This window comes from Streptomyces sp. NPDC003077, from assembly GCF_040611095.1.
In the GTDB taxonomy this organism is placed as follows: domain Bacteria; phylum Actinomycetota; class Actinomycetes; order Streptomycetales; family Streptomycetaceae; genus Streptomyces.
Window position 1 is genome coordinate 59,114 of record NZ_JBEXNM010000044.1, and the last position, 16,725, is coordinate 75,838.

General features: G+C 72.6%; 12 protein-coding genes. 4 read left to right on the forward strand and 8 right to left on the reverse strand.

The window, feature by feature from the left end; all coding sequences use genetic code 11:
• The first annotated feature begins 3 nt into the window (after nt 1-3).
• The gene (locus ABZX96_RS25640; RefSeq protein ID WP_355548849.1) at nt 4-1,491 is read left to right on the forward strand and encodes an MFS transporter; all 1,488 of its coding nucleotides are present in this window, start codon (nt 4-6) and stop codon (nt 1,489-1,491) included.
• A 203-nt stretch (nt 1,492-1,694) separates the two neighbouring features.
• Here the strand turns inward: ABZX96_RS25640 and ABZX96_RS25645 are convergent, their stop codons facing one another.
• The 8 genes from ABZX96_RS25645 to ABZX96_RS25680 form a co-directional block, all read right to left on the reverse strand.
• Entirely contained in the window at nt 1,695-2,273 is a 579-nt protein-coding gene (locus ABZX96_RS25645) for an ATP/GTP-binding protein (RefSeq protein WP_073447656.1), read from the reverse strand.
• Nucleotides 2,254-2,811, reverse strand: coding sequence for a DUF742 domain-containing protein (locus tag ABZX96_RS25650; protein ID WP_355548853.1), 558 nt, complete (start codon nt 2,809-2,811; stop codon nt 2,254-2,256). Before ABZX96_RS25650 ends, ABZX96_RS25645 begins: the two co-directional genes overlap by 20 nt.
• An 82-nt stretch (nt 2,812-2,893) precedes the next feature.
• Nucleotides 2,894-3,307: a roadblock/LC7 domain-containing protein gene (locus tag ABZX96_RS25655; RefSeq protein WP_018087204.1), complete on the reverse strand. Its 414-nt coding sequence runs from the start codon at nt 3,305-3,307 to the stop codon at nt 2,894-2,896.
• A gap of 10 nt (nt 3,308-3,317) precedes the next feature.
• A complete protein-coding gene (locus ABZX96_RS25660; protein WP_355548856.1) occupies nt 3,318-7,025 on the reverse strand; it encodes a nitrate- and nitrite sensing domain-containing protein in 3,708 nt (1,235 codons plus the stop codon).
• Between the two features lie 419 nt (nt 7,026-7,444).
• Nucleotides 7,445-8,023 (reverse strand): ATP/GTP-binding protein, encoded by a 579-nt coding sequence (locus ABZX96_RS25665; protein WP_355548859.1) that lies wholly within the window; start codon nt 8,021-8,023, stop codon nt 7,445-7,447.
• A complete protein-coding gene (locus ABZX96_RS25670) occupies nt 8,004-8,414 on the reverse strand; it encodes a DUF742 domain-containing protein (protein ID WP_355548862.1) in 411 nt (136 codons plus the stop codon). Before ABZX96_RS25670 ends, ABZX96_RS25665 begins: the two co-directional genes overlap by 20 nt.
• A 93-nt stretch (nt 8,415-8,507) precedes the next feature.
• The gene (locus ABZX96_RS25675; RefSeq protein WP_355548879.1) at nt 8,508-8,921 is read right to left on the reverse strand and encodes a roadblock/LC7 domain-containing protein; all 414 of its coding nucleotides are present in this window, start codon (nt 8,919-8,921) and stop codon (nt 8,508-8,510) included.
• A gap of 9 nt (nt 8,922-8,930) precedes the next feature.
• On the reverse strand, nt 8,931-13,247 hold the full coding sequence (locus tag ABZX96_RS25680; RefSeq protein ID WP_355548865.1) for a nitrate- and nitrite sensing domain-containing protein: 4,317 nt from the start codon (nt 13,245-13,247) through the stop codon (nt 8,931-8,933).
• A 642-nt stretch (nt 13,248-13,889) separates the two neighbouring features.
• Here ABZX96_RS25680 and ABZX96_RS25685 point away from each other — a divergent pair.
• The 3 genes from ABZX96_RS25685 (at nt 13,890) to gltX (ending at nt 16,600) form a co-directional block, all read left to right on the forward strand.
• On the forward strand, nt 13,890-14,090 hold the full coding sequence (locus ABZX96_RS25685) for a hypothetical protein (protein WP_355548868.1): 201 nt from the start codon (nt 13,890-13,892) through the stop codon (nt 14,088-14,090).
• A gap of 259 nt (nt 14,091-14,349) precedes the next feature.
• On the forward strand, nt 14,350-15,111 hold the full coding sequence (locus tag ABZX96_RS25690) for a fumarylacetoacetate hydrolase family protein (RefSeq protein ID WP_355548871.1): 762 nt from the start codon (nt 14,350-14,352) through the stop codon (nt 15,109-15,111).
• Nucleotides 15,104-16,600 carry a glutamate--tRNA ligase gene (gltX, locus tag ABZX96_RS25695; protein ID WP_355548874.1) on the forward strand — a complete coding sequence of 499 codons (1,497 nt, stop codon included), beginning with the start codon at nt 15,104-15,106 and terminating at the stop codon, nt 16,598-16,600. The genes ABZX96_RS25690 and gltX overlap by 8 nt, the downstream gene beginning before the upstream one ends.
• Nucleotides 16,601-16,725 lie beyond the last annotated feature (125 nt).

Sequence of the window (16,725 nt, forward strand, 5' to 3'; positions counted from 1 at the left end):
GCCGTGCGCGGCACGCTGCTCGCCGCCAACCTCGGGTTCTTCCTCGTCCTGAACCTCTCCACCGCGCCCAACGTGGCGCTGCCACCGATCCGGCACCACTTCGGGGTCACCACGGGCGCGCTGACGTGGGTGGTCAACGCCTACACCCTGGTCTTCGCCGGGTTCCTGCTGCCGGCCGGCAACCTGTGCGACCGCGTCGGGGCGCGCCGGGTCTTCGCGGGCGGGCTGCTGCTGGTCGTGCTCGGCTCGTCCGCGTGCTTCCTGGTGCCCTCGTGGGCCGGGCTGCTGGCGGCGCAGGCGGTGTCCGGCCTCGGCGCCGCCGCCGTGACCCCGTCCTCCCTCGCGCTGGTCGGCACCGCCCGCACCGACCCGGCCGGGCGGGCCCGCGCGGTCTCCTCCTGGTCCGCCACCGGCGCGGTGGCGGTGTCGGCGGGGCCGCTGCTCGGCGGGCTGCTGGTCACGGAGTTCGGGTGGCGGGCGGTGTTCGCGCCGAGCGCGGTGTGCGGCCTCGCGGTCCTCGGAATCCTCGGCGTGATCGCCCGGCGCGTCCGGGCGGCGCCGCCCACCGGGGTGTCCGGCTTCGACGCCGTCGGGCACGGGGTGACGGCGGCCGGGCTGTGCACCGCGCTGACGCTGCTGGTCGCGGTGCCCGCGGCCCGCCGCGAAAGCTGGCCGGTCCTGGCGTGCCTGGCGGCCATCGTGCTCGTCGCGGTCGCGGGCGCCCGGGCACGCCACCGCGTCCGGCCGCTGCCCGCGCTGGACCTGCTCCGCCTGCCGTCGGTGGTACCGCTCGTCACGATCGGCCTGCTGGTCAATCTCGCCTTCTACGGCGCCGTGTTCGTCTTCTCCCTGCGGTTCGCGATCGGCGCGGGGTACGACCCGTGGCACACCGGGCTGGCACTGCTGCCGATGACCGCCACCCTCGTCCTGAGCAACCTGCTGGCCGGGCGGCTGACCGCCCGCGGCGGCGGACGCGGGCCCATGGTGGGCGGGGCGGCGCTCGGCGCGCTCGGCCTGGCCTCGGTCGCCGCCGCCGACGTCCGGGTGCCGTACGCGGTGGTCGCCGGGGCGCTGTTCGCCGTCGGGATGGGCTGCGGGCTGGTGGTGCCCGCCATGACGGCGGTGCTGCTGTCGACGGCGCCCGCGTCCCGGCAGGGCGCCGCTTCGGGGCTGCTCACCGCGGGGCGCCAGGTCGGGGGCGTGGCCGGGGTGTCCCTGTTCGGTTCGCTGCTGTCGGGGACGGCGTTCGCGGCCGGGGTGCGGACGGCCGAACTGGCGGCGGCCGGAGCGCTCCTGCTCGTCGCCGGGCTCGGCCTGCGCTCCGTGGGCCACCGTCCGCCTGACGAGGACACGGGAGCCCGAGGCCGCGCCGGCGCACACCATCCCGTCAGCGCACTCCTCCGCGCCCGGCGCGAACCCCGGCGCGGACTTCCCCCCTCAGGACCGCCCGTTCACTCCCGCCCGTCCGGAACGCGCCCACCACGCGGGTGAAACCGGCGCGCGGGTGAAACCGGCATGCGACAACGGCCGCCCGGCCCGGCAGATCGTCAGCCCGGCGGAATGCGCCCGCTGCCGTCCGCACGAGACCCCGTACGACGGCCAAGCCCAGCGACCCACCGAACTCAGGCACCCACCGGGATCCGACGCCAGGACCGGCCAAAGCGGCGTCGGAAACGGCCGAAGCCGGCCGCGTCCTACCGCAGCCGCGCCATCAGAGCGTGCTCGACCAGCGTGATCAGCGCGCTCTTGGCCTCGCTGCGGTGCCGCGCGTCGGTCGTGATGATCGGGGCGTCCGGCCCGATCTGGAGGGCCTCGCGGACCTCGTCGGGGGTGTAGGGCTGGTGGCCGTCGAAGCCGTTGAGGGCGATGACGAACGGCAGCCCGCTGTTCTCGAAGTAGTCGACGGCCGGGAAGCAGTCGGCGAGGCGGCGGGTGTCCACGAGGACGACGGCGCCGATGGCACCCCGCACCAGGTCGTCCCACATGAACCAGAAGCGGTCCTGACCGGGCGTACCGAAGAGGTACAGGATCAGGTCCTGGTCCAGGGTGATGCGACCGAAGTCCATCGCCACGGTCGTGGTGGTCTTGTCCGGCGCGTGCGTGAGGTCGTCGATGCCCGCCGACGCGGAGGTCATCACGGCTTCGGTGCGCAGCGGGTTGATCTCTGAGACGGCCCCGACGAACGTGGTCTTGCCCACGCCGAAGCCGCCCGCCACCACGATCTTCGCGGAGGTGGTGGAGCGGGCTGCACCGCTAGAGCTTGCGAAGTCCACTGAGCACCCTTTCGAGCAGTGTCACATCTGGCTGTCCACCGGCGGTCTCGTCTCCGCCGGGCTGATGGATGGCGACGAGCCCGGCCTCCGCCAGGTCGGCGACGAGGATACGGGCGACGCCGAGGGGAATGGAGAGCAGCGCCGAAATCTCGGCGACCGACTTGACCTCACGGCACAGGTGGCAGATGCGCTGGTGCTCCGGCAGCCGGCCCGGCAGTTGGGCCGGGTCGGCGGTCGTGCTCACCAGCGCTTCGATGGCGAGCTGGTAACGGGGCCTGGTCCGGCCCCCGGTCATGGCGTACGGGCGCACCAGCGGGTTGCGCGCGCTCCCCGCGGGGGCGGCGGCCGGGGCGGCACGCCGGGCGCGGCGCCGCGGTCCGAACGACGCCGGCTCGCGCGAGGGAGAGCCGTACGGCCGGTCGGGCCACGCCTGCTGGGGTGGCGCGGCGGGGAAGTCGAAGCGGTCGTGCCGCGTCTCGCCCTGTGGTCCGGACCGCGGTCCGGGGCCGTACGGGTAACCGTTCGGGGGCGTTGCCACGTCTCCTCCTCCAACTTGCCTGTCGCGCCGGTCGCGCCACCGCACCCTATGGCGCGGTGGCCGCGAACGCACTGCCTGTTTGCTAGTTGAGAAGACTCCCCTGCAGCTCGGCGCGCAGATCGGGAGTGAGAACGGTTCCCGCGCGGTCGACCAGCAGGGCCATTTCGTAGCCGACGAGGCCGATGTCGCACTCGGGGTGCGCCAGCACGGCCAGCGAGGACCCGTCGGACACGGACATGATGAACAGGAAGCCGCGCTCCATCTCCACCACGGTCTGGTTGACGCTGCCGCCCTCGAAGATCCGGGAGGCGCCGGAGGTCAGCGAGGTGAGCCCGGAGGCCACCGCCGCCAACTGATCGGCGCGGTCCCGCGGGAACCCCTCGGACATGGCGAGAAGAAGCCCGTCCGCGGAGACCACGACCGTATGGGACACACCGGGGGTGTTGTCCACGAAGTTGGTGATCAACCAGTTCAGGTTCTGCGCCGCCTGGCTCATCGGGCTCACACTAACGCTCCTGATCGTAGGTGCTGCCGGGGCCGAAGCCCTGTTGGTCATTCTGGGGTGTCGCCGTACCGGCACCGCGGCCCTGCTGGACGCCGCGGCGCAGGTTGCTGAGCCGGCCGCGGACGTCCTCCGGGGCCCGGGAGACCTGGGGGCCGTCCTGGGCGGTCTGCTCCGCCGAGCCCTCGACCAGGTTGGCCTTGGGCACCCGCCGGGGCAGACCGGACGAGGTGACGCCGCCCGCCTTCGGCTCGCGCAGCCGCTCCGCCCGCCGCCACCGTTCGTCGTTGGCCGAACGCCACTCGGAACCGTCCGTACCGGACTGGGCCCCGGGCCCCTGCCACGCCTGGCCCTGCGGCCCGCCGCCGCCGCGGCGCGGCAGACCGGAGTCGGTGGGAGCGGGAGAGTCGCCCGCGGCCGGGGCACCCTCGGCGGGAGCCGAGGACGGGCCCGGACGGTCGAATGCTACGCGCTCCGGCGCCTCCGCGGGACCGGGCGCGTCATTCCGGCCGGATTCCGCTTCCCGTCCGGAGAACGGCCGGGCGGTGTCCCGCGCGGGCCAGTCGTCCTGCGCGCCGGAGCCGTAAGAGGCGTACGGCTGCTGGTCCGTGGGGCCGCCGAGGGCCGTACCCGCGAGCTCCTGACCGCCGAACGACGACCCGTCGTAGGACGCCTGTTCCGATTCCGGATACGCCTGCGAAGGGGTCCCGTACGGCTGCCCGGCACCGTCCGCGAACGGCTGCCCGGACCGCGCCGGATCGGCCGGGAACGGCTGCGTCGCGTCCGCCGGGAACGGCTGCGTCGCGTCCGCCGGGAACGGCTGCCCGGAGTCGGCGGGGAACGGCTGCGGCGTCGAGCCGGTGTCGTCCCCGAGAGGCTGTCCGGCAGCGGCCCCGAAAGGCTGTCCGGCGTCGGTCCCGTACGGCTGCCCGGCGTCCGCCGCGAACGGCTGCGGCATCTGCCCGGTGTCGTCCCCGAAGGGCCGACCGGCATGGCCCGCCTCCGCCGCGAACGGCTGCCCCGACCGCGCGGGATCGGCCGCGAACGGCTGCGCGGAACCGTCCGGGAACGGCTGCGACGCGTCCGCCGGGAACGGCTGCGGCATCTGCCCGGTATCGCCCCCGAAGGGCTGCCCGGAATCAGCCGGGAACGCCTGCCCGGAACCGTCCGCGAATGCCTGCCCCGCATTCCCCGGGAACGCCTGCCCCGGACCGCCCGCGAAGCCCGCGTCCGCCCCGAAGGGCTGCGGCATCTGCCCGGTGGTGTCCCCCGGGAACGGCTGCCCCTGCCCGGCCGGGTGCGGCCGGCCGGACGGGTCGCCCGCGTACGGCGGGGCCGGGGCCGGAGGCTCGTCGCGGAAGAGTGGCTGGGACGGATCGACGGCACCGTGCCGCGCCCGGTCGCCGGCCTGCGCCTCCAGTGCGGCGCGCCGCTCCTCGCGGAGCCGCGAACGGCCCACCGGGTTCAGTTGGGTCCCGCCGCCCGGCCGCCCGTAGGAGTCGTCGAAGCCCAGCTCGGCGGCCGTGCGGCCGTCGTCGTGGTACTCGGCGCCCTGCTGCTCGGGGGCGATGGGGGAGACGGTGAAGTCGTCGCCGTTCGCGCGCTCCTCGCCGCCGCCACCGTGGGTGATGGCGTCGGGCAGCATGACCAGCGAGGTGGTGCCGGCCTGCTCGCCCGAGGGGCGGAGCTGGACGCGGATGCCGTGCCGGTCCGCCAGGCGGCCGACCACGAACAGGCCCATGCGCTGGGAGACGGCGACGTCCACCGTCGGCGGGTTGGCCAGTTTGTGGTTGATGTCGGCGAAGTCCTCGGCGGTCAGGCCGATGCCCTTGTCGTGGATCTCCACCATCACCCGGCCGTCGGGCATCCGGGTCGCGTTGATCCGGACCTTGGTGTGCGGGGAGGAGAAGGTGGTGGCGTTCTCCAGCAGCTCGGCCAGCAGGTGGACGAGGTCGGTGACGGCGTTGCCGTGGATCTCGCTCTCCGGGACGCCGTCCAGTTCGATGCGCTCGTACGCCTCCACCTCGGAGGTCGCCGCGCGCAGCACGTCCACCAGGGGGACCGGCTCGTTCCAGCGGCGGCCCGGTTCCTCGCCCGCGAGGATGAGGAGGTTCTCGCCGTTGCGCCGCATGCGGGTGGCGAGGTGGTCGAGCTGGAAGAGGTCTTCGAGCTGGTCCGGGTCCGCCTCGTTGTTCTCCAGGTCGGTGATCAGCGTGAGCTGACGCTCGATCAGGCCCTGGTTGCGGCGGGACAGGTTGGTGAAGATCGCGTTGACGTTGCCCCGCAGCATCGCCTGCTCGGCGGCGAGCCGCACGGCCTCGCTGTGCACCTTGTCGAAGGCGCGGGCCACCTCGCCGATCTCGTCGGTGGTGCCGATCGGGATGGGCTCGATGTGGGTGTCCACCCGGCCCGGTTCCGTCCGGGAGAGCTGGTCGACGAGGGTCGGCAGCCGCTGTTCGGCGATGCCCAGCGCGGCGGTGCGGAGCTGCCGCATGTTGCGGCTCATCCGGCGGGCCATCAGCCCGGCCACGACGAAGGCGATGCCCAGGGCGGCCAGCACGATGCCGGAGTCGATGAAGGTCGTCTGGCGGGCGTCGGAGGAGATCTGCGCGGCCTCCGCTACGGCCTTGTCGACGAGGTCCTTCTCGATGCCGCGGTACATGGCGAACGTGCCGCTGGACGCGGCGAACCAGGCCTCGGGCGTGATGCCGCGCGCGGCGAGCTTTTCCGGGCTCTCGCCGGAACCGATCGCGTTGGCCATGGCGTCCATGGAGGGGGGCGCGACGAACTTCTCGCCGGCGGCCTCCGCCCGCTGCCTGAGGCGGGTGACCTGGTCCTGGGCGGACTTCTTCAGGGCCTCGGTGTCCTTGCGGAGCCGCTCGATGTCCGCGGGGGTGCCGCCGGAGGTGTACTCGCCGGTGGCGATGCCCTCCAGGTAGCGGTACGACGCGAAGGCGGTGAGTTGCTTCTTGAGTTCCGGTCCGGTCGCCGGGGCGACCAGCAGGTGCAGGCCGATGGAGCGCTGCAGCGACTGGGCGGCCTTGGCGAGAGAGACGGCGTAGACGGTGCGGCCGTAGGAGGTGATGTTGCCGGTGCCCAGCCCGAGTTCGTTGGCGAACTCCATCAGGGGGTGCTGGATGCGGACGTACGCCTCTTCGGTCTGCGCGCCGGGGAGCTGGTCGGTGAACGCCTTCTCGCGCACCCCGGCCAGTTCCGGCTCGACCTTGTCGAACGCGGCGAGCCGGCGCTTGAGGCCGTCCTTGCCGGGCGCCGCAGCGACCGCCTTGCGGAACGCGCCGGCCGCGGTGTCGGTGGCCGCGCGCGCCTCGCGCACCGCCGGGTCGTCCCGCTTGCCGGCCAGCAGGGGCCGCACGCTGCGGTCGCGTTCGTCGATGAGGGCGTGGCTGTAGGTGGCCGCGGCCTCGACGAGCTTCGCGGTGCTCTCGGCGTCCCGCGCTTCCTGCCAGGTCTCGATCGAGCCGTTGACCCGCAGGCCGCCGAAGACGAGGGCGACCAGGACGGGGATGAGCAGGATCGCGTTCAGGCGGGTGGCCACGCGCCAGTTGCGCGGGGAGAATTTCGGGCCGCTCCTGGGGGGAACGGCGACGGAGACCTCGGGCGCGCCGGACTTCGGCGCCGCGGTGCGCGGCGGCGGGGTGAAGTTGCCCCGCCGCGATGCCTGCGGCTCGGGGCTCGACGTGCTTCGCCTCACTCGACCAACAACCTCTCGGCGACGGCACCCACTCGTGCTGTGCCGTTTTCTTCTGGGCGTACCTACTCCGGAGTTCTGCGAATTTCAGCACGTCAAGACCGCCCCTTCCAAACACCGGAGCGAGCGGGAACCGGCCGCTGAACGGCTCAGATAAAAGGGGCGTTAAGGGCGAGCGACGCCAAATGGCGGGAGCGGGATGAACGCAGCGAGAGCGTGCGTGTGCGCTGTGTGGCGGGCGTGGGGGAATTCTCTGTCGAAACGTTATGAACGCCGGAGGCGGGGCGTGGCCAAGGCCACAGCCGGGCGCTGTGATGGTCCGGACTTCACCCGTCGCAACTGCCAAGCGAGTAAAGCTACTTGAGATACCGGAAGGGCCACCCGGACCGATGATCGGCCCGGGTGGCCCCGTCCACCGGTCCCTACTTGAGACGGGCCATGAGGGCGTGCTCGACCAGGGTGATCAGCGCGCTCTTGGCCTCCTCGCGGTGGCGGGCGTCGGTGGTGATGATCGGCGTGTCGGGCCCGATCTGGAGGGCCTCGCGGACCTCGTTGGGCGTGTAGGGCTGGTGGCCGTCGAAGCCGTTGAGGGCGATGACGAACGGCAGCCCGCTGTTCTCGAAATAGTCGACCGCCGGGAAGCAGTCGGCCAACCGCCGGGTGTCCACTAGGACCACCGCGCCGATCGCGCCGCGGACCAGGTCGTCCCACATGAACCAGAAGCGGTCCTGACCCGGCGTACCGAAGAGGTACAGGATCAGGTCCTGGTCCAGGGTGATGCGGCCGAAGTCCATCGCCACGGTGGTCGTCTGCTTGCCCTGGACGTGGCTCAGGTCGTCGATCCCGGCCGACGCGGAGGTCATCACGGCCTCCGTGCGCAGCGGGTTGATCTCCGAGACCGCCCCGACGAACGTGGTCTTGCCCACGCCGAAGCCGCCCGCCACCACGATCTTCGCGGACGTGGTGGAACGGACCGCCCCGTCAGAGCTTGCGAAGTCCACTGAGCACCCTCTCCAGCAGCGTCACGTCCGGCGTGCCGCCGGTCTCGGCACCGCCACCCGGCTGGTGGATCGCCACCATCCCGGCCTCCGCCAGGTCCGCGACCAGGATGCGCGCCACCCCGAGCGGGATGTGCAGCAGCGCGGAGACCTCCGCCACCGACTTCACCTCACGGCACAGGTGGCAGATGCGCTGGTGCTCCGGCAGCAGGTTGGGGAGCTGCGCCGGGTCGGCGGTGGTGCTGACCAGGGCCTCGATGGCGAGCTGGTAGCGCGGCCTGGTCCGGCCCCCGGTCATGGCGTACGGGCGCACCAGCGGCTGGTCGCCTTCTCCCCCGTACGGCGCTTGGCTGTAGCCACCGTACGGGCCGGGCGAGGCAGGGGGCGGATTCATGGTTCCTCCGGACGGGACAACTCACAGTCGTCGGGTCGGGCCGGTGGGGGGTGCGGCTCGGTGGTCGGTGATCGGTTCGGCGTGCGGCGGCTCTCAGTGCAACAGGCTGCCCTGCAGTTCGGCGCGCAGATCGGGCGTCAGCACCGTCCCCGCGCGGTCGACCAGCAGAGCCATCTCGTAACCGACGAGGCCGATGTCGCACTCGGGGTGCGCCAGCACGGCCAGCGACGAGCCGTCCGAGATGGACATGATGAAGAGGAAGCCGCGCTCCATCTCCACCACGGTCTGGTTCACGCTGCCGCCCTCGAAGATGCGGGAGGCACCGGTGGTCAGCGAGGTCAGCCCGGAGGCCACCGCCGCCAACTGGTCGGCGCGGTCGCGGGGGAACCCCTCGGACATCGCGAGGAGCAGCCCGTCCGCGGAGACCACGACCGTGTGCGAGACACCGGGTGTGTTCGCCACGAAGTTGGTGATCAACCAGTTCAGATTCTGCGCCGCCTGGCTCATCGGACTCAACTAACGCTCCTGCTGGTGAGAGGGGTCGACAACGCCGTGGTTGCCGGTGGCGGAGTTCTCCTCGGCCCGGTAGCGGCCCTGCTGGATACCCCGCCGAAGGTTGGTGAGCCGGCCCCGCACGTCGTCGGGGGCGCGGGAGACCTGCGGTCCGGCCGGCTGGCTCTGCTGCTGCTGAGCGGTGCCGGCGACCAGGTTCGCCCGCGGGACCCGGCGCGGCAGGCCGGAAGTGGTGACGCCGCCGGCGGCGGGCTGGCGGATCTGCTCCGCCTGCCGCCAGCTCTCGTCGTTGGGACCGGAGCCCCAGGACGCGCCGCCCTTGCCGAAGACGTCGGAACCGGAGGTGTCGGAACCGGAGGTGCCGGAACCGCGCTTGCCGAAGACATCGGACCCGGAGGTGTCGGACCCGCCCTTGGCGAAGACGTCCGAACCGGAGGTGTCGGCACCGGCCGCCGCGCCGTTGAGCGAGGCACCGGGGCGGCGGCGCGGCATCAGCGGCGGCTCGGACCGCTCGGCCGGCTCCGGCCGCTCGTCCGGCTCGGCCTGCCGCTGCCGCGGCACCGACGCGTCGGCCGGTTCGTTGAACCAGTTCGACTCGATGGTGTCGAAGATCGGCGTACGGCCGTCGGCGGGGGCCGCGGCCGACCGGCCGGCGTCGGCACCGGCGCCGAAACCGGTGTCGGCATCGGCATCGGCGAGGAAGTGGCCGGTCCCGTCGGTTCCGTGCTCGCGCCGGGGCAGGGCGCTCTCGCCGGTCCCGTCCTCCGGTCGCGCGAAGGCGCCGGTGTGCCGGTCGGTGGTGCCGTACCCGCCGTCCTCGTACGAGGCGGGGGCGGCGTCCGGGCGGTTCGCGGCACGCGTGTCCGCACCCTGGCCCAGCGGGAACTCGCCCGTGTCGCGCCCGCTGTGCGGGTCGCCGAGGTCACCGAGCTCGTCGGGCCGCGGGTACGCGCCGGTCTCGGAGACCTGCGGGTACGCGCCGGTCTGCCCGGCGTCGGCCTGCGGGAAGGCACCCGTTTCCGAAGCCTGCGGGAAGGCGCCCGTCTCGGAGACCTGGGGGAACGCCCCGGTCCCGGAGAGGTCGGCCTGCGGGTACGCGCCCGTCTCGGAAGCCTGCGGGAACGTTCCGGTGTCCGCGGCCGGGAAGGCCCCGGTGTCGGAGACCTGCGGGAACGCCCCGGTCTGGGAGACCTGGGGGTACGCGCCGGTCTCGGAAGCCTGCGGGAAGGCGCCGGTCTCGGAGACCTGCGGGTACGCGCCGGTCTGCCCGGCGTCCGCCTGCGGGTACGCGCCCGTGTCGGAAGCCTGCGGGAAGGCGCCCGTCTCGGAGACCTGGGGGAACGCCCCGGTCCCGGAGAGGTCGGCCTGCGGGTACGCGCCGGTCTCGGAGACCTGCGGGAACGCCCCGGTCTGCGCCGCCCGGTCGTCGCCGGACGCGGCGAACTCGCCGCTGTCACCCGCGCCGCGCCGCGCCGACTCCGTGCCCGGAGCCGGACCGTCGTAGTCCGGGCGCGCGAACTCGGCCGTGTCGCCGGGCCCGCCCGCGGCCGGACGCGCGAAGGCGTCGGAGCCCTGCGGCTCCTCGTGCCCCCGCGGCTGGTCCGGCGTCTGACGGCCGGGGACCGGCCAGTCGTCCGAGCCGCTGCCGCGCTCGCGGCGGGCGCCCCAGCTCGTCGTACCGGACCGCTGCCCGGCGTCGTCGGCACCCTGACCGCGCTCCGGACCGCCCGGCAGCTCGGCCGCCGAGCCGCGCTGCGGCAGCTGCGGACGCCCGTCCCGTCCCGGCGCGCCCGTGGGGGGCGCGACGGTCGGCTGACCGGCGTCGTCGCGGGTCGGCAGCGCGGGACGGCCGCCGGACTGCGGGCCGCCCACGGGCGCGCCCGGCGTACGGGCTCCGGACGGCGCACCGCCGCCGAAGGCTCCGCCGGGGCCGAACGCGCCGCCGCCGGGGGCACCGGCGTTCGGGCCGCCGCGGCCGGGCAGCGCGGGACGCGCGCCGCCGGGGCCCGCGCCGACCTGGCCGCGCGGCTGGAGACCGGCGAGCCGGCTGCCGGCGGCGTTGTGGCCGGGGCCGGAACCGTGGGCGCCGGTACCGGGGGTGCCGGGGCCGTGGCCGCCGGGCGCGCCGGGGCCGTGGTCGCCCGCGGGCCGCGCGCCGGGGAGGTTCTTGCCGGGTGCCGGGGTGGGCTTCTTGCCGCCCTGGGCGACGTCGACCGGCAGCATGACCAGGGCGGTGGTGCCGCCGGAGTCCGAGGGCCGGAGCTGGATGCGGATGCCGTGCCGCAGGGACAGGCGGCCGACCACGAACAGGCCCATGCGGCGGGAGACGGAGACGTCCACGGTCGGCGGGCTGGCCAGCCGCTCGTTGATCGCCGCCAGGTCCTCGGGGGACAGGCCGATGCCGGTGTCGTGGATCTCGACGAGCACGCGGCCGTCGGGCAGCGCGTGACCGGTGACCTTGACCTTGGTCTGCGGCGAGGAGAAGGAGGTCGCGTTCTCCAGCAGCTCGGCGAGGAGGTGCACGAGGTCGTTGACGACCCGGCCGGCCACCTCGGTCTGCGGGACCGCGGTGAGTTCGATGCGCTCGTACTGCTCCACCTCGGAGGCCGCGGCGCGCAGGACGTCGACGAGCGGGACGGGCCGGGTCCACCGGCGGCCCGGCTCCTCACCGGCGAGGACGAGGAGGTTCTCACCGTTACGGCGCATGCGCGTCGCGAGGTGGTCGAGCTTGAAGAGCGAGGACAGCTGGTCCGGGTCGGCCTCGCGGGACTCCAGTTCGGAGATGAGCGAGAGCTGACGCTGGATGAGGCCCTGGCTGCGGCGCGAGAGGTTGGTGAACATCGCGTTGACGTTGCCGCGGAGCAGCGCCTGCTCGGAGGCCAGCCGGACGGCCTCCCGGTGCACGTCGTCGAAGGCCGCGGCCACCTTGCCGATCTCGTCCCGGCTGTGCACGCCGACGGACTCCACGGAGGTGTCCACGTCCTGCGGGTCGGTCTCGGAGAGCTGCTTGACGAGCTCGGGCAGGCGCTCCTGGGCGACCTTCTGCGCGGTGTCCTGAAGGCGGCGCAGCGAGCGGACCATGGAGCGGGCCACCACGAACGCGCCGACCAGCGACACGCCGAGGACGAGGAGGATCAGCGCACCGTTGAGGATCGCGTCCTGGGTCGACTCGTCCCGCAGCTCACGGGACTTCTGCTCCATCTCCGAGAGCAGCGACTTCTCGATGCGCGACATCTCGGTGATCTTCACCGTGTCGGTGTCGTACCAGTCGAGGTACTGGTACTCCTGGCTGCGGATGCCGTCGTCGCTGCCGAAGGCGCGGTGCGCGAAGGAGACCGCGGCCTTGATGTCGTCGCTGTTGCCGTCCAGACCCTTGGTGAGCTGGGACGCGTCGCGCTCACCCGCGATGGTGTAGATCTGCGCGAAGCGGTCGCGGGCCGCCTTCTCGTTGTTCTCGGCGGTACGGCCGGCGAGCCGGTCGTTGGCGGACAGCTTCGCGCCGCCCTTGTGGGCCAGACCCGCGCTGATCAGCGCGCGCTGCATCGACGCGTACTCCTTGGCGGAGGAGAACGCGGCCAGCGCGCGGGTGCTGCGGATCATCTCGGGGTTGCTGGTCGCCTGCGCCATGTCCTGGGACAGCGCGAGCAGCGAGGTGATGAGCTGGTTGTACGAGGCGACCGTGCGGCTGGCGTCGGCGTTGTCGGAGTACGCGCCGGCGCGGATGGTGTTGAGCGTCTTGAGCTGACGGCCGATCTCCAGCAGCGTCGCGTGGACGCCGGCCATGGCCGGGTCGTCCCGGTCCAGCTCGCCGGTGGCCTTGTCGAAGTCGGCGCGGGCGCGCTCGGTGGCCTGGCGCGGCGCCAGCACGTTGGCGTCGTCCTTGGTGTCGCCCTTGCCCGCCAGCGGACCCGCCGACTTGTCCCGCTCGACCTGCAGCGCGTCGGCCAGCGCCGTGGCCTGCTTGGTCATGTCGGTCAGGAGCTGCATCTTGTCGAGCTGGTCCATGTCCTCCAGCGAGCCGCTGATGCGCATACCGCCGAGGGCGGTCGCGGCGACGACGGGCAGCGCGAGGAGGGAGACCAGGCGGGTGCTGATGCGCCAGTTGCGCAGGGCGATGCGGCTGCCTGGGCCGGTCGGGCCCGGCGGCGTGACCCGCTCGGCGGGCGCTTCGATGCCCGGCGTCTTGCCGTTCCCGTCGGACGGCGCCGTGCCGCCCGCCGGGTTGCCCTGGGCCCGCTGCGGCGAGGAGGCGCGGTCGGTCCCGCCGCGCGGCTCCGGCTCCGCCGCAGCGCTGCCATCCCTCTTGAAACGTCCCTGCACTAGCGTCGCAACCTCTGGACCAGGCGTCCCCCGCGTCAGCGGAAGGACGGTGTCGAGTCGTAGGGGGATCCTCGTCCCCCTGGCGGTCGTGAAGTGACCGCGGGCCGCCCCCTCTGGCGAAGGGAGCCGCTCCACCGCGGCGCTCCTCTCGCGCCGCCTGCGCGCCGGCTTGAAGTTGAACCCGCGGCGGTCCGTGGAATTCCAGCACAGTGCCGGATCTCCAACAAGGGCGGACCGGTCGGCCGGAGTGGCGGTGACACCCCGTACGGAACGGATCACCGCACGTGGAGAACAGTAGCCTCAAGAACGGACTTTTGCCCGCGAGTCGCTCACCCGTTCCTGCTGTCCCAGGTGGGGTGATCGGCAGCGGAACGCCCGCGTCGGTCCGTCAATGTCCGTTTTTCCCCCGCTTGTTGATCATGAGGATTGCGGCATTTGTCATACACATCGTGAGCAAACTCACAAGATCTTCGTGGACTTCCCCGGCGACCGGAGGGGAATAGCGCGCATAGCCTGACGCTTTACACACTTGTCCGAATCGTCAAGGTCACCGCACCGAGACGACCCCCGGCAGGGGCGAGGCTCCCAGCTCAGCGCGACCGGCCCCGGCCCGGCCCCGACACCAACGCGAGGCGTGAAGCAGTGAAGACCACGATGATGTTCCGCAAGATAGCCAACCCGCGGCGCACCACCCTGGCGCACCTGAAGGACGCCGACGACCTGCGCCCCGCGCCGACCGAGCACTCCGTCGAGCTGCCCACCCAGACGGCCAACCCCCGCCGCACCGTCCTCATGCACGCCCCGGCCCCGGCCGCGCCCGCCGAGGACGCCCCCGCCGCGTGACGCGGCGGCTTGGCGCGCGAAGGCTTGCGGCGCGGCGACTCGTCACGCGACGACCTGTAGCGCGACGACGCCACGCCGTGACGACGCGCTGACGGAAGGCGCTTACGGGGGCCGGTGAAGGGCCCCCGTCGCCCCTCCCGACCACCCCGCGACCAGGCCGGACCCCGGCACCGGACAAATGGGTCGAGGAGCCGGCGGGCCCCCGCGATAGCCTGGAGTGTCAACTCCGGCCAGTGATCATGAGGGGCAGCGGCAACCCGTGCGCATCGCCAGATTCTCCATCGACGGCAACGTCGGCTTCGGCGTGATCGAGGGCGAGACCCTCGACGTCATCAAGGGACACCCCTTCGCGGAATTCGAGCGCTCGGGCCAGAAGGTCCCCCTGGACAAGGTCCGCCTGCTGCCGCCCGTCCTCCCCAACAAGGTCGTCGCGATCGGCCGCAACTACGCCGAGCACGCCGCCGAGCTGGGCAACGAGGTCCCCGACACCCCGGTGACCTTCTTCAAGCCGTCCACCTCCGTGACCGGCCCCGGCGACCCCATCGTGTACCCCTCCTTCTCGCAGGAGGTGCACCACGAGGCGGAGCTCGCCGTCGTCATCGGCCGCATGTGCCGTGAGGTGCCGCGCGAGCGCGTCAAGGACGTCATCCTCGGCTACACCTGCGCCAACGACGTCACCGCCCGGGACGTCCAAAAGCGCGAGAAGCAGTGGGCCCGCGCCAAGGGCTTCGACACCTCGTGCCCGCTGGGCCCGTGGATCGAGACCGAGCTCGACCCGTCCGACCTGACGATCATGTGCACCGTCAACGGCGCGCAACGCCAGCTCGGCCGCACCAGCGAGATGGTCCGTCCCATCGAGGACCTGATCGTCCACATCACCGAGGCGATGACGCTGCTCCCCGGCGACGTCGTCCTCACGGGCACCCCGGCCGGGGTCGGCCCCCTCACCGACGGCGACGAGGTCGCCGTCACCATCGAAGGCATCGGCACTCTCACCAACAAGGTGATCAAGCGTGGCTAGCGCACACACTGGTACGGACACCCCCGTCCGCGTACGTTTCTGTCCCTCGCCGACCGGCAACCCCCACGTGGGCCTGGTCCGCACCGCCCTGTTCAACTGGGCCTTCGCCCGGCACCACCAGGGCACCATGGTCTTCCGCATCGAGGACACCGACGCGGCCCGCGACTCGGAGGAGTCCTACCAGCAGCTCCTGGACTCCATGCGCTGGCTCGGCCTGGACTGGGACGAGGGCCCCGAGATCGGCGGCCCGCACGCGCCCTACCGGCAGTCGCAGCGCATGGAGCTCTACCAGGACGTCGCGCGCAAGCTCATCAACGCCGGCCACGCCTACTTCTGCTACTGCTCCACCGAGGAGCTGGAGGCCCGCCGCGAGGCCGCCCGCGCCGCCGGCAAGCCCTCGGGTTACGACGGCAAGTGCCGCGCGCTGACCCCCGAGGAGGTCGAGGCCTACAAGGCCGAGGACCGCACCCCGATCGTCCGCTTCCGCATGCCGGACGAGCCGATCACCTTCACCGACCTGGTGCGCGGCGAGCTGACCTTCGCCCCCGAGAACGTCCCGGACTACGGCATCGTCCGCGCCAACGGCGCCCCGCTGTACACCCTGGTCAACCCGGTCGACGACGCCCTGATGGAGATCACCCACGTCCTGCGCGGCGAGGACCTGCTCTCCTCCACCCCCCGCCAGATCGCGCTGTACCGCGCCCTCGCGGAGATCGGCGTCGGCAACGGCACCACCCCGGCCTTCGGCCACCTCCCGTACGTCATGGGCGAGGGCAACAAGAAGCTCTCCAAGCGCGACCCCCAGGCGTCCCTGAACCTCTACCGCGAGCGCGGCTTCCTGCCCCAGGGCCTGCTGAACTACCTCAGCCTGCTCGGCTGGTCGCTGTCCGAGGACCGGGACATCTTCTCGCTGGACGAGATGGTCGCCGCCTTCGACATCCAGGACGTCAACGCCAACCCGGCCCGCTTCGACCTCAAGAAGGCCGAGGCCATCAACGCCACCCACCTGCGCCAGCTCGACGTCAAGGACTTCATCGCCGCCTGCGAGCCCTGGCTCAAGGCCCCCTTCGCCCCCTGGGCGCCCGAGTCCTTCGACCGCGCCGCCTTCGAGGCCATCGCCCCGCACGCGCAGACCCGCCTGACGGTCCTGTCCGACATCACCGCCAACGTCGACTTCCTCTTCCTCGACGAGCCGGTGCAGGACGAGGCCTCCTGGAACAAGGCCATGAAGGAAGGCTCCGACGCCCTCCTGCGCACCGCCCGCGAGAACCTGTCCACCGCCGACTGGTCCTCCGCCGACTCCCTCAAGGAGGCCGTCCTCGCCGCCGGCGAAACCCACGGCCTCAAACTCGGCAAGGCCCAGGCCCCCGTCCGCGTAGCCGTCACCGGCCGCACCGTCGGCCTCCCGCTCTTCGAGTCCCTGGAGGTCCTGGGGCGCGAGCGCACGCTCGCCCGGATCGACGCGGCGTTGGAGAAGCTGGGGGCGTAACGCTCAAGCAGTCCTGCTGTACGGCGAAGAGGCGGGGCCCCGGAAGAGTGGGGGCCCCGAGGTTAGGGTGGGTTTGGGTTATAAAAGGGAACAAGGGAAATAAAATAAGAAATAAGAGAGGGATG

Bases quoted from the DNA above. Each gene is read 5' to 3' on its own strand.
- ABZX96_RS25655 (WP_018087204.1), bottom strand. From the start codon at position 3,307: ATGAGCCAGGCGGCGCAGAACCTGAACTGGTTGATCACCAACTTCGTG.
- ABZX96_RS25670 (WP_355548862.1), bottom strand. From the start codon at position 8,414: ATGAATCCGCCCCCTGCCTCGCCCGGCCCGTACGGTGGCTACAGCCAA.
- ABZX96_RS25675 (WP_355548879.1), bottom strand. From the start codon at position 8,921: ATGAGCCAGGCGGCGCAGAATCTGAACTGGTTGATCACCAACTTCGTG.